This window comes from Azospirillum agricola, assembly GCF_017876095.1.
In the GTDB taxonomy this organism is placed as follows: Bacteria; Pseudomonadota; Alphaproteobacteria; order Azospirillales; family Azospirillaceae; genus Azospirillum; species Azospirillum agricola.
On the sequence record NZ_JAGINM010000020.1, the window covers coordinates 35643 to 49349 of the forward strand.

Sequence of the window (13707 nt, forward strand, 5' to 3'; positions counted from 1 at the left end):
CGTCATCCCGGCCACACCGCCATGCCGGTTGCCGCGCGGCCTTTGCGACCGGAGGCTCTGCACGCCGGGCGTGCAGGATTTGGGAAAGCCGGACTTTCGGAATGGCTGGGGCCGCCACCGGGCGCGCCCCAACAGCGCGGCCAGCGAACGCCTCGCGGAAGCGGCAGCGACGTCGGCCACGGGTATCGGGCCACGGGACATCGGCGGGCGGATGCGGGCAAGAAAAGAGCGGCGAACCGGTTTCCCGTTTTCCGCCGCTCTTCGCTGCAACGTCGATGACGCTGCGAATTGGATGGTGCCCAGGGACGGAATTGAACCGCCGACACGGGGATTTTCAGTTGCAAGCATTATAGGCTAATTAATTGTTTTTGCTGGGATGCGGCGCATTATGTGCTAGCTCTGTGCTAGGGTGACGACTGGAAGGTTTTAAATCCCATTACACCGATTTCATAGGATATTTTAGCCAATGCAGTTCCTATTCGGCCCCATCCCTACCCTTCAGTACTCGTCGGCCAGCATGATCGTCAACACCCGTACGGTCACGCTGGGATCAGCGGCATCGGATGACAGATAGGTCATCGTGGGGTCGTAGTAGTCGATCTTCCACAACACCCCAACCCCTCGCACCACCAAGGTCGCGCAGTCGTGCTCGCTACAGGGGTCGTTGTCCACCGTGAAGGCGTTGAAGGTACGAACCCCGGCGAGGACGAGATTGAGGTGAAGGGGGGCGAGCGCAGCAATGCCGGCGGTGATGACCACCCGACCGCCATCGAAGGTTCGGCGCAGATGGTCGTTGAGGCGTGCGATTTCAGCCACCTTGGATTGGCCCCTCTTGGGGCCAATCTCATGCCCCATCGCCTTGCCGGTCATTGCGCCGGCTTCCCAGCCTTGGCGGTCGTCACCGGCTTCTTCAGCACGCGCTGCCGCCGCGCGACCGCCTCGGTCATCGCCTTGTCGAGCTCACCCGCCGCCACCGCCAGCTTGATCTGCTCCAGCGTGGGCAGCAGGTTGTCCATCGCACCGACCGTGATTGCGGCCTTGCCGGGCTTGAGTTCGAGCGGCCTGTTGCCGTAGTGGATGTGGAGGTGGATCGTTCCCGCCTCGTCCTTCCACCACCAGGGCCGGAACCGCACCGGCACGTCGCGGCGTTCCTTCGTGCCATTGACGTCCACCCACCGGCCGACACGGCGGATGAACACCTCGCCTTTGATCGTCGCCGTCGCGGCCTCGATCTGAAGGCCCAGGGCGTCGAGCAACTTGCGGCGAGCGGTGCCGACTGGGCTGGTGTCGATGCGCTTCGCGGTGCTCGTAAGCGTCAGGCTGTCCAGGATGCTCATTGGGGTTCTCCATTTGTTCCGTTCCCCAACGATAACACCATGGCAACGCCATTCAATACCCTAGGTTGAGTCAGGACCCTTAAGTCTCAAAATGCCCGCTTCACCTGAAGTGAAGAGCTGCTTGCCGTATCGGACTAAATACACCTGCTACTCGTGTAGTAGCGCAACACTCACACAAGGCGACTAAAAATGGATAAGACGTATATCGACGACATCCAGTATATCGATGCTGATTTACCAATGCCAACTCAGCCAGGAAACAAGCCGTTGCCGAAGGAGGTCATGGACAATCTTGAGGCTCGCGTTCGCCTCATGCAGCGCCGATGTGTCGCTGGCATTGCCGCCCCACGCCAAGCGCGCCAGAAGCGCAACCAGCACATTTGATCACTAGGGCTGCTACTGGGCAAGCACGGAGGCGGAACGCACTGTGCGGCGACGTGGCGTGCGGCAAAGGCTACGCTGGTCTATGTCCGCCCAAACAATGTCCGCACACCGTCGCAGGCGGTTGGCCGTTGCCGATCGAGGGTTGCGTTCCGCCAACGTGGCAGCGAGGCGCTCAAGACGAAGCACGAGACTTGTAAGAACCTGTATGCTTGGTTGGCGACCAGTTGCAAGTATATTACTGTAATATCGGCTACTCGATCCCAGCCACACACGGCTAAACTCGACTTGAGACGAGCAAATACGCTCTGAAACAAGTTCTTTGTATATCTGATCCAACATTTATGCATACCTCATGGCCATATTTTTGCCAGCACGCCATCGCGTGTCGCATAAATACTTATCGAATAGCACATACCTGGAACTGAATGGCGGTTACGTATCCGCTGTGTGGAAGGACCGGCGGGAGCCGATAGGAACACACGAAGGCCGAGAGGAGTGTAGGCCAGCCCACCAGGAGGGCACCGCAACGTAACCCCTGTAATGGCACCAACCTACCCAGGGCGGTCGGCGGTATATGGTGGCTGGTAACGGCCCCGTAAGTAGGACACCCCTGCTGATGGCAGGGCGACAAAGGACGATGGCTCTGTGGCGAGCACACACAACCATCACCTGCGCGGCGATCACCTTCCGGGTCGTCGTGCGGCACCGAAACTGGCGCGAGCCAGGGAATGAGAGGACTGAACCGGCGAAGCTGGTCAATGGCAGGAATTCGGGTTTCCGCCTGCTGTGAATGCCTCGACGGAAGGGGCGATGAGGGCTTTATACGCAGAACGAGCAATTCCCCCTGTGACGACCAGCAAGCACCCAGTGCTTCACTTCAAGTGAGTGGTTGTCACAGGGGGAATGTGCTCTTCCAGCTTTGACGCAGGACGAGAAGGCATAAGAACATCACGTTTGATGGTTTGCCGGACGAGTTTGCGAGGCCGCGAAACCACCAAACGTTCGCGAATGCGTGAGCGTTCGCGCATTCATCAACCAGAACATTCAGGATATATGCGATGCGACTGCACGAGATCATGGGGATTACGAGAGAGCACTGGCGCCAGCACCTCGCTGAGATTGGCCTTCCTGATACGACAGCCGACGCTGCGACCCGGCAGGCTGATCAGTTGGTGAAACGCGGAAAGCTGGCGAAGAAGAGCGCGGCTGTAACGAAAGCGCGAAAGGCTCTCGCTGACAAACAGCGCGACCTTGCAGACGCTCAGCGTGACACCTACAAAGCAAGGTAACTGACAGAGCCCCCCACCTTCTCGATTGTGTCCAAGGTGCGCCATGAGCGATATTGTTGCGAACGCACGCTAGGGGGATGCTCACGGAGCACACCCCCGCTTCATCCGATGTCGAGCGGCTCTGAATCATAGCCGCTCAGCACGACACTCGTTAGCTTCCTCTTGGCCGGTACGGGGACCTCCCCTCCTCCGGCTACCCTTATCCGGCTGGGAATCTGGTCCGCGCAGACATGATGATCCTCGACAACATCAATCAGCTCTTTGGCGATGACCTGAAGCGTACAATCCGCTCGGGCGCGCGGCTGAAGATCGCGGCGGCGACCTTCTCGATCTATGCCTACGAGTCGCTTCGCAGGGAGCTGGAGAAAATCCACTCGCTGGAGTTCATCTTCACCGCGCCGACGTTCCTCCCTGAGCAGGCCACAGACCGACTCCGCAAGGAGCACCGGGAGTTTCAGATCCCCAAGGTCGAGCGGGAGCGATCACTGTACGGCAACGCCTTCGAGCTGCAACTGAAGAACAAGCTGACCCAGCGCGCGATTGCCCGTGAGTGCGCCGACTGGATTAGGCGGAAGGCGACCTTCCGCTCCAATCGAGGGAAGGCGCCGATGCAGCAGTTCGGCCATGTAGGCAATGGGACGGAAAGTGCCGTCTACCTGCCGCTGCACGGCTTCACCGCCGTCGACCTAGGCTTTCAGAAGGGCGATGCGGTTTCCAACATCATCCACAAGATGACGGACGCGCCGACGACCGCGACCTATCTCAGCCTATTCGAGCAAATCTGGCACGACAGCGACCGGTTGGAGGACGTGACCGCCGCGATTTCCGACCATATCGCCTCGGTCTATCAGGAAAACTCCCCGGAACGGATCTACTTCGTGATCCTATACAACATTTTCAGCGAGTTCCTGGAGGATCTGAACGACGATGTGCTGCCCAACGACCTGACAGGCTACAAGGATACGCTGATCTGGCAGAAGCTATTCCCTTTCCAGCGGGATGCCGTCACCGGCATCATCAACAAGTTGGAAACCTACAACGGCTGCATCCTCGCCGACAGTGTCGGTCTCGGTAAGACGTTCTCCGCACTGGCCGTCATCAAGTATTACGAGCTGCGAAACCGCTCCGTGCTCGTCCTCTGCCCCAAGCGGCTGGCAGAGAACTGGTTGAACTACAACCGGAACCTCAAGACCAACATCTTCGGGCGCGACCGGTTCAACTACGATGTCCTGTGCCACACCGATCTCCTGCGGGAGAGCGGAGAATCCTTCGGGACGCCGCTCGACCGGGTTAATTGGGGCAACTACGACCTGGTCGTGATCGACGAATCCCACAACTTCCGCAACAACGATGCCTTCAAGGAACGGGAAACCCGTTACCAACGCCTGATGAACGCCGTCATCCGCGACGGGGTGAAGACGAAGGTGCTGATGCTGTCGGCAACACCGGTCAACAACCGATTCGCCGACCTGCGCAACCAGCTCGCGTTGGCCTACGAGGGTGATCCAAAGGCGTTGAACGACAAGCTGAAGACCAGTCGGGACGTGGAGGAGATTTTCCGCCGCGCCCAAACCGCCTTCAACAGTTGGTCGAAGCTGCCTCCCGAACAGCGAACCACCGCCGCCATCCTGAACGCGCTGGATTTCGACTTCTTCGAGCTGCTCGACAGCGTGACCATCGCTCGTTCCCGCCGACAGATACAGACCTTCTACGGTCTGGAGGAGGTGGGGCGCTTCCCGGAGCGGCTGAAGCCGATCTCGTTCCACTGTCCGCTGACACGCCGGCCCGACGTGTTCAGCTTCAATGGAATCTACGCTCAGCTGTCCCTGCTGAAGCTGTCGGTCTATGCCCCGATCAGCTACATCTTCCCGTCGCGGCTGGCCAAGTACGAAGCCCTGTACGACACCGAGGTCAAGGGAGGACGTGGCCGGTTTCGGCAGTCGGACCGCGAACGCAGCCTGCAACGGCTGATGACCGTCAATCTTCTGAAGCGACTGGAAAGCTCGGTGGAGGCGTTCCGCATCACGCTGAGCCGGCTGGCCGAGCTGCACACCGCCACGCTGGAGCGGATCGCCGAGTGGAAGCGGACGGGCAAAGACCCGGAGCTGGAACAGGTGTTGGGCTATGATGAAGACACCTTCGATGCCGACGAAATCCTGACCGGCGGGAAGGTCAAAATCAGCCTTGCGGACATGGACGCCGCGTCGTGGGAACGCGACCTCGCCGCCGACCGTGCCATCATCGAGGCGCTGCTCGCCGAGATGGCCAAGATCACCCCCGACCATGACGCCAAGCTGCAACACCTGAAGGGGGAGATCGAGCGCAAGCTCGCCAACCCCATCAACCTCGGCAATCGGAAGCTTCTAATCTTCACGGCGTTCGCCGACACCGCAAACTACCTCTACGCCCACATAGCCCGCGACGTTCTGAACCGCCACGGCCTACACAGTGCCAAGGTGATTGGCGGGACCAGCGCCCCGCAAACCACCCTGGACACGTTCTATGATTTCCCTTCGGTCCTCACGCTGTTCTCGCCCGTCTCGAAGGATAAGGCCATCGTCCTGCCGAAAGAACTGCGGGAGATCGACATCCTGATCGGCACCGACTGCATTTCCGAAGGGCAGAACCTTCAGGACTGCGACACGGTCATCAACTACGACATCCACTGGAACCCCGTCGCCATCATCCAGCGGTTCGGGCGGGTGGACCGCATCGGCTCGCGCAACAACGCGATCCAACTGGTCAATTACTGGCCCGACATCACGCTGGACGAATACATCAACCTGCGTGAGCGGGTGGAAAACCGGATGATCATCGCCGACGTGACCGCGACCGGCGACGACAATGTGCTGAGCCACGAGGCCAACGACGTCTCCTACCGCAAGGAGCAACTCCGACGTCTCCAGGAGGAGGTAATTGAGTTGGAAGACGTTCGCGCCGGTGTTTCCATTACCGACCTCGGCCTGAACGAGTTCCGCATGGACCTGCTGAACTACGTCAAGGCCAATCCCGACCTGGAACGGGCTCCCACCGGCATGCATGCGGTGGTTCCAAGCTCGCCGACGCTGCCACCGGGTGCCCTGTTCGCTCTGCGCAACCGCAATCACGGAATCAATATCGGCCAGCAAAATCGGCTGCACCCCTATTACCTCGTCTATATCGGCGAGGATGGGCGGGTCGTTGCCAACCATATGGAAGCCAAGAAGTTGCTCGACTTGCTACGCGCGGCTTGCAAGGGGCGTGTCGAGCCTCTGGCCGATGTCTGCGCCCTTTTCAACGCCGAAACACAAGACGGCCGGAACATGGGGCGTTACTCGGCCTTGCTGACAGACGCGATCCGCTCGATGATCGACCTGAAGGAGGAAAAAGACCTCGACAGCCTATTCAGCGGCTCCCGGACCTCGGCTCTGGTGGACTCCATCGCCGGGCTGGACGACTTCGAGCTGATCGCGTTCCTCGTTGTGCGGGATGCGGCATGACCCTCTTCGCCTACCCGCCCGCCACTCTGGTCAATCGCGTTCTACCGAAGAACAAGATCTACGCCAACGCCACCGTCTCCGCCAAGCTGCGTGAGGCGTTCGTGACCGAGCTGCATCAGGTGACGTGGCGGGCCAAACTGGCGCCAGAGACCGTCCGGTTGGCCGCCACCCCCATGGTGCCGGAAATCCAAATCTTCGAACTGGCGCTGCGTCAGACCGACCTGAACGAGGCCATACTCCGCACCATCGACGACGCCATCCCGTTCCCAATCCTCTTCGAGCTGCATTTTGGGGGAAAGGCCAGAACGCTGGCGGCCTGGAAGCGCCCGTCAGAGGCGGTCGCCGGAAAATGGGTGACGGGTACCTATCTCGCCACCCCCTGGGTGCCTGCCGACAGCTCTAGGCAAGGGCTGCCGGTTGCCCTCGACATGGCCAGCCTCTATGAACGCATGCTGGGTGTGCTGACGCCCCTGCCGTCCCGGCGCGGCGAAACATTGCGCGACCACATGGAGCGGTTGGAGCAGGTTCGCGGGCTGGAGGTCGAGTTGGGTAAGCTGGAAAGGCGATTGGCGCAGGAACGGCAGTTCAACCGGAAGGTGGAAATCAATTCCAAACTGCGGGCGGTCAAGGACGACATCGCCCGGCTGTCAGCGCAACAGGAAACGCAAGATTGAACGGGACGATTATGGAAAAGCTGAAACTGCATACTCCGGACCTGACGAAGGGGAACTTCGACAAGCTTGCCGAATTGTTCCCGCACTGCATCACCGAGGCGGCGGACGAGAAGGGGAAACCGGAACGACGGATCGACTTCGACCTACTGCGGCAGGAACTGTCGGATCGTATCGTTGAAGGACCGGTGGAACGCTATCAATTGTCCTGGCCCGGCAAGCGCGAGGCCCTGCTTGCCGCCAATGCTCCGATTGCCAAGACTCTGCGGCCATGCCACCAGGAAAGTGTTGATTTCGACACCACCCGGAACCTGTTTATCGAGGGCGACAACCTAGATGCGTTGAAGCTACTGCAAGAAACGTACCTGGAAAAAGTGAAGCTGATCTATATTGATCCGCCATACAACAGAAAGAAAGGTAATAACCTCGTTTATAGAGATGACTTCGTCGGCGATACTTTCGAGCACCTTGTGTCTTCTAGTCAGATGGATGAGGAAGGAAACAAGCTCGTATTAAACTCTGATTCGAATGGGCGCTTCCATTCGGATTGGCTATCAATGATGTATAAACGCCTCAGGTTGTGCAAGAACATTCTTGCGAACAATGGCGTTGTCTTCATTTCTATTGATGACAACGAAACTGCAAATATCCGCAGGATGTGCGACGAAATATTTGGGGAAGTTAATTTCGTCGGAACGATAATTTGGAAAAATGCGACAGATAACAACCCGACCAACATCGCTGTCGAGCATGAAAGCATTCATGTCTATGCAAAGTCTCGAGAGGAACTCGAAGGAGTCTGGAAGACAAGTGTTTCAGCAACGAAAGATGCCCTTGTGAAGATTGGCAATGATCTAATTTCCCAACATAAAGACGTTCAAGAGCTGAGGTCCGCTTACTCTTCATGGTTTCGTGAGAATAAGAACCAACTCGGCGAACTGGATAGATACAAATATATTGACTTCGGCGGCGTCTATACCGGTAGTCAGAGCGTGCACAACCCCGGCAAGGAAGGCTATCGCTACGACGTGCTCCATCCGAAAACCAAGAAGCCATGCAAAGAACCGCTGATGGGATATCGCTTTCCCAAAGAAACCATGGAAAAACTTCTTGCTGAGAAGCGCATATTGTTCGGTGATGATCACAACAAGATTATCGAACTAAAGGTTTATGCGCACGAGTACGAAGACAAACTATCCAGCGTGTTTGATCTTGATGGACGAACCGGTCCATACGACCTGAAATCTCTCTTTCCCGAAGCACGGAAAGTCTTTTCTAATCCGAAGCCAGTTCAACTTATTGAGCGGCTCGTTGCATTTTCCACGTCTAATAAAGATATCTGCGTTGATCTTTTCGCTGGATCGTCTACGCTTGCGCATGCCGTAATGCTCCTCAATCTGGAGGACAATGGAAATAGATCGTTCATCAGCATTCAGTATCCTGAGGAAATCAAGCCGGATAACAAAGACTCAAAAGATATCTTTAATTTCTGCCAGAAGTCAGGAATCTCTCCGTATATCTCAGAGATTTCTAAAGAACGAATCCGTAGAGCTGGTCGTTCCGTGAAAGAGCAGTCTAAGACGGTTGACATTGGATTCCGCGTCCTGAAGATCGATAGCTCGAATATGCGGGAAGTTTACTATACTCCAGATGCAGTTCGTCAGGGTGAGCTTGACCTATATATTGACAACGTGAAGGCGGATCGTAGCCCCGAGGACCTACTGTTTCATGTTCTTCTGGACTGGGGCGTTGACCTGACGTTGCCTATCACTCGGGAAGCGCTGAACGGGAAGTCCGTCTACTTCGTTGATGGGAATGCGCTGGCTGCCTGCTTCGATTCGGGCGTCACCGAAGAGTTGGTTAAGCAGATTGCCGCCCGTAAGCCGCTGCGCGCAGTTTTCCGTGACGCCGGCTTCTCTGACAACTCCGTGAAGATCAATGTCGAGCAGATCTTCAAGCTGATGTCGCCCACTACCGATGTGAAGGTCATCTGAGGACGCGCGGCATGAAACTGAAGTTCAAACGCCAACCCTACCAGACCGACGCGGTGAACGCGGTTGCCGACTGCCTAGCGGGCCTCCCGGCGGTCACCCGCGTGACCTACCGCGTCGATCCCGGCCGGGCGGCTGACGCCGATGGACAGGCGCGCGCCGCGCTGGAGGTGGAGGGATTCCGCAACCCGGACATTCTACAGCCCATGGGGCTGCTGCCAGCCGCACAACTTCTGGAAAACATCCACGCTGTTCAGCGGCGACAAAACCTGCCCCTGTCGGCCGTGCTGGTGTCGAGTAAGGCGGCTCCGATCAATCTCGATATTGAGATGGAGACTGGGACAGGGAAGACCTATTGCTACATCAAGACGATGTTCGAGCTGAACCGGCGCTATGGATTTTCGAAGTTCATCGTCGTCGTTCCGAGTATCGCTATTCGTGAAGGTGTACAAAAGACTTTCCAGATCACCGCCGACCACTTCCTGGAAGACTACGGCAAGCGCGCCCGCTTCTTCACTTACAGTTCGAAGGAGCCGCACAACCTGGAGAGCTTCTCCTCTGACGCCGGCCTGAATGTGATGATCATCAACATTCAAGCGTTCAACGCGACCGGAAAGGACGCTCGCCGGATTTACGAGGTGCTGGACGACTTCCAGTCACGCCGCCCCATCGACGTCATCGCTGCCAATCGGCCGATCCTCATCCTCGACGAACCGCAGAAGATGGAAGGGGCGAAGACGCTTGATGCGCTGGCCAAGTTCCGGGCGCCGATGATTCTGCGCTATTCGGCCACGCATCGAACCGAGCACAACAGGATTTACCGGCTCGACGCCATCGACGCCTACAATCAAAAGCTGGTGAAGAAGATCGCAGTGCGCGGCATCACCATGCGTGGGCTTTCGGGAACCAGCGCCTACCTGTATCTCGATTCCATTGAAGTCTCGAAGAGCAAGCCGCCCGAGGCGCGGGTGGAAATGGAGGTCCGACACAGCACCGGTATCAAGCGGGAACCCCGAAAACTCCGCCGTGGGGACAACCTGTTCGATAAGTCCGGCGAGTTGGACCAGTACAAGGGGTTCGTGGTCGGGGAAATCGACGCGCTTCGCAACGTCGTCAGCTTCCTGAACGGCGTGGAGGTCGAGAGCGGCGAAGCGGTGGGCGATGTCAACGAGGCCGCCTTGCGCCGCATCCAGATTCGCGAGGCCATCAAGGCGCACTTCGAGAAAGAGCGGACCCTGTTCGCGCAGGGCATCAAGGTGCTGTCCTTGTTCTTCATCGACGAGGTCGTGAAGTACCGTGATTACAGCCGCACCGACGAAAAGGGTGAATACGCCCGGCTCTTCGAGCAGGAATACGAAGCTCTGAAGGCAGAACTGCTGGCGGAGTTGCCGTTGGAGGCGGAAGCGTGGCGTCACCATCTGACCCGCTTCGACGTCGCGAAAATCCACAACGGCTATTTCTCAATCGACAAGAAGGGGAAATTGACCGACCCCGCCGTCAAGGCGCGAGGCGAGGACGCTGGACTCTCAGACGACGCGGACGCCTATGACTTGATCCTGAAGGACAAGGAGCGCCTGTTGTCGTTCGACGAGCCGGTGCGCTTCATCTTCTCCCACTCCGCCTTGCGGGAAGGGTGGGATAACCCCAACGTCTTCGTCATCTGCACTCTGAAACATAGCGACAATACCATCTCGCGCCGGCAGGAAGTCGGTCGTGGCCTCCGGTTGGCCGTCAACCAACTGGGCGACCGGATGGACGACCCGGCCACCGTGCATCACGTCAACGTGCTGACCGTTGTGGCGAACGAAAGCTACAAGGACTTCGTCGCCGCCCTGCAAAAGGACATTACCGCCACCCTGTCGGCTCGGCCGCGCACCGCCGATGAAGCCTACTTCTCGGGTAAGGTGCTGAAGACCGAGCACGGAGACGTGACGGTGACACCGCAGATGGCGAAGCTGATCTGCCGCTACCTAATCAAGAACGACTACACGGACGACAATGATCGCATCGCCGATGCCTATCATGAGGCGGTGAAGGAAGGCGCACTGGCGGCGCTCCCAACGGAACTGGCGCCGATGGCGGAGGCTGTCCACCAGTTGATCGGGACGCTGTTCAGCGACGCCCAACTTCCGCCGGTGGACGACGCCGGACAGGCAAAGGTGCAGAACCCCCGAAACGCGAACTTCGAAAAACGGGAGTTTCAGGAGCTGTGGGCGAGGATCAACCGGAGAGCCATTTACTCCGTCAGCTTCGATACCGAAGAGCTGGTTCGCAAGTGCATCCGTGCTCTCGATTCGGAACTGAAGGTCAGCCCGCTGCAATACCACATCATCGCCGGCGAGCAGGTGGAACAGGCGAGCTATGAGGCACTGAAGAGCGGCGAAGCCTTCCGTGTGCGCGCCTCGACCACTGAAACGCACAAGGCTTCCGTCCACTCGTCGGTCACCTACGACCTGTTGGGCAAGCTGGCGGAGGCGACCACTCTGACCCGAGCCACCATCGCGGCCATTCTGAAGGGCATCGGCGCCCCGATCTTCGCGCAGTATCGGACCAACCCGGAGGACTTCATCCAGAAGGCCGGGACCCTGATCAACGAGCAGAAGGCGACCGTCATCGTCGAGCATCTGTCATACGACCCGACCGGCGAGACGTTCAGCGCCAACATCTTTACCCAGGAAAAGGAGCCGCGCGATCTCTCGAAAGCGTTCAAGGCGGAGCGTCATGTCTTTGACTACGTCTTCACCGATTCGAAGGGGGAGCGGTCCTTCGTAGAGGAGTTGGATACGAGCAGCGAGGTGGTGGTCTACGCCAAGCTGCCGCGCGGCTTCTTCATCCCGACACCGGTCGGAAACTACAACCCCGATTGGGCCATCGCCTTCCACCAGGGTGCGGTGAAGCACATCTATTTCGTCGCCGAGACGAAGGGTTCGCTCTCCTCTCTGGAGCTTCGCGGGATCGAGGAAAGCAAGATCGCCTGCGCCCGCAAGTTCTTCGCGAAAATCACCTCGGAACAAGTCAAGTACGATGTGGTGGACAGCTACGGCAAGCTGATGGAAGTGGTTAAATGACGGGATGAACCGAAAGGCGAATGGATGGCGCCGTGCCATCCATTCGCCCGACGCTCCCAAAACGGCGACCCCGGCGACGCCTAAGAAGGCTCTGGCACGAAACTTAATAAAATGCAACTTTTCTTAGGTTCCCGCTGGAAGCCGCATGTTTCCTCGGGTTCTTTCTTGGGTTGATCGACCCTGCGACGGAAAACATAATGTCTTGTGCGCAACGACTACGCACAATGAGGTTGTGATGAAACAGGCACGGGTGCTGACGGACGGGGAACAGAAGCGGTTGCTGGCCGTGGTCGCGCAGGGGCGGCACGCCGCCCGCAACCGGATGGCCGTCATGCTGTCCTATCTCGCGGGCCTGCGGGTCGGTGAGATCGCGGCCCTGACCTGCGGCGACGTGCTCGACGGGAACGGTGCGGTGCGCGAGCAGATCAGGCTGAACGCCGAGATCACCAAGGGCGGCCATGCCCGCGTGGTATTCGTGAACGACCGGCTACGGAAGGAAGTGGAACGGTACCACCTCACTTGGAGTGAAGCCCCGGCACCGACATCCCCCCTGCTGCGCACCCAGAAGCGGACGGCGTTCAGCGCCAACACCCTGTGCCAGTTGATGGGGCAGCTTTACGAGCAAGCCGGCCTGGACGGGGCGACCTCGCACAGCGGTCGGCGCTGGTTCATCACCAAGCTCGCCCACAGCGGCATCAGCCCCAAGGTCATCATGACCCTGGCGGGCCACAAGCACCTGACCACGACGCAACGCTATATTGAAGTTAACGATGACCTAATGCGCGCGGCAGTGGAAGCCTTGTAGAAACACACTTCCGCATGCCCCCTAATCAATTTTTCTGAACAGAGCATTCCAAGGCGTCTTCAGCAAAAAAAACAGGGGGCAAAGGTGCCCCCTGTTTGTTAGTCTCTGTTAATCTTTCTGATTTTTTTTAGGATCTCCCTTGCGGTCCATTCACGGTCTTCACTTTGAGTGAAACGCGGGGGCAACAGCGACTCCAAAGCCGTTTGTTGCGCGCTGTTGATAGCCGATTTTCGGCTTAATGAGTCAGCCATGCGGATCGGCATTGGCAGGTTGTAAGATACCCTATTGTGATGGAGGCGAAGTTGCTCTTCATCCGTAAGTTCTCTGAACGCAGCTTGCTCGCGCGGTTCAAGGCAACTGAATGCTTCAAGAGCCTTTTCGCCTTTTTTTTCTGCCGCCTTCTCTCCTTCATGGGTTCTCGCTGCTTTGGCACTACGAATCGCGTGCTGTGCCTTCTGCCAATAGACTTCGGCGTCAGGGCTCATCTCAAGCAAGCTGGGCACCTCTATCGCAGCAAGCATCGAAGCTCGATGCTGCTGGTATTCTGCCAGCCGCTCGTCCGTGAGCAGCTCAGCGAATTCGGCTTCGGGGATGGTGATTTCAGGGTCGGCCTTCAGTAAATCGAGGACGTTCCTGATATAGGCGAGCCGCAGTTCAACGGTCATCATTCGCCTTAAAGGTGA

At 58.1% G+C, this 13707-nt stretch carries 11 protein-coding genes; 7 read left to right on the forward strand and 4 right to left on the reverse strand.

The genetic code is table 11. The features are described from left to right. Positions 1 to 498: 498 nt before the first annotated feature. Both J2847_RS25125 and J2847_RS25130 read right to left on the reverse strand, forming a co-directional pair. Positions 499 to 870, reverse strand: a complete 372-nt coding sequence (locus J2847_RS25125) for a DUF3768 domain-containing protein (protein ID WP_233474771.1) — start codon at positions 868 to 870, stop codon at positions 499 to 501. After that, positions 867 to 1337: a DUF6641 family protein gene (locus tag J2847_RS25130; protein WP_209781523.1), complete on the reverse strand. Its 471-nt coding sequence runs from the start codon at positions 1335 to 1337 to the stop codon at positions 867 to 869. The genes J2847_RS25125 and J2847_RS25130 overlap by 4 nt, the downstream gene beginning before the upstream one ends. Before the next feature lie 189 nt (positions 1338 to 1526). On the opposite strand from J2847_RS25130, the gene J2847_RS25135 reads away from it, so the two are divergent. After that, on the forward strand, positions 1527 to 1721 hold the full coding sequence (locus tag J2847_RS25135; RefSeq protein ID WP_209781524.1) for a hypothetical protein: 195 nt from the start codon (positions 1527 to 1529) through the stop codon (positions 1719 to 1721). A gap of 12 nt (positions 1722 to 1733) precedes the next feature. Here J2847_RS25135 and J2847_RS34980 read toward each other — a convergent pair whose 3' ends face one another. After that, positions 1734 to 2060 carry a DUF6626 family protein gene (locus tag J2847_RS34980; RefSeq protein ID WP_411800652.1) on the reverse strand — a complete coding sequence of 109 codons (327 nt, stop codon included), beginning with the start codon at positions 2058 to 2060 and terminating at the stop codon, positions 1734 to 1736. Positions 2061 to 2779: 719 nt separating this feature from the next. Here J2847_RS34980 and J2847_RS25140 point away from each other — a divergent pair. The 6 genes from J2847_RS25140 to J2847_RS25165 all read left to right on the forward strand — a co-directional run bounded on the left by J2847_RS25140 (position 2780) and on the right by J2847_RS25165 (position 13024). After that, complete coding sequence (locus J2847_RS25140) at positions 2780 to 3010, forward strand: hypothetical protein (RefSeq protein WP_209781525.1); 231 nt, start codon at positions 2780 to 2782, stop codon at positions 3008 to 3010. A gap of 230 nt (positions 3011 to 3240) precedes the next feature. After that, complete coding sequence (locus tag J2847_RS25145) at positions 3241 to 6489, forward strand: helicase-related protein (protein WP_209781526.1); 3249 nt, start codon at positions 3241 to 3243, stop codon at positions 6487 to 6489. After that, positions 6486 to 7163 (forward strand): DUF4391 domain-containing protein, encoded by a 678-nt coding sequence (locus J2847_RS25150; RefSeq protein WP_209781527.1) that lies wholly within the window; start codon positions 6486 to 6488, stop codon positions 7161 to 7163. The genes J2847_RS25145 and J2847_RS25150 overlap by 4 nt, the downstream gene beginning before the upstream one ends. Further along, positions 7160 to 9154, forward strand: coding sequence for a site-specific DNA-methyltransferase (locus tag J2847_RS25155; protein ID WP_209781528.1), 1995 nt, complete (start codon positions 7160 to 7162; stop codon positions 9152 to 9154). The genes J2847_RS25150 and J2847_RS25155 overlap by 4 nt, the downstream gene beginning before the upstream one ends. Positions 9155 to 9165: 11 nt before the next feature. After that, positions 9166 to 12219: a type III restriction-modification system endonuclease gene (locus tag J2847_RS25160; RefSeq protein WP_209781529.1), complete on the forward strand. Its 3054-nt coding sequence runs from the start codon at positions 9166 to 9168 to the stop codon at positions 12217 to 12219. A gap of 235 nt (positions 12220 to 12454) precedes the next feature. Next, positions 12455 to 13024 (forward strand): tyrosine-type recombinase/integrase, encoded by a 570-nt coding sequence (locus J2847_RS25165; protein ID WP_209781530.1) that lies wholly within the window; start codon positions 12455 to 12457, stop codon positions 13022 to 13024. Between the two features lie 98 nt (positions 13025 to 13122). Here the strand turns inward: J2847_RS25165 and J2847_RS25170 are convergent, their stop codons facing one another. Further along, complete coding sequence (locus J2847_RS25170) at positions 13123 to 13689, reverse strand: hypothetical protein (RefSeq protein ID WP_209781531.1); 567 nt, start codon at positions 13687 to 13689, stop codon at positions 13123 to 13125. Positions 13690 to 13707: the final 18 nt, after the last annotated feature.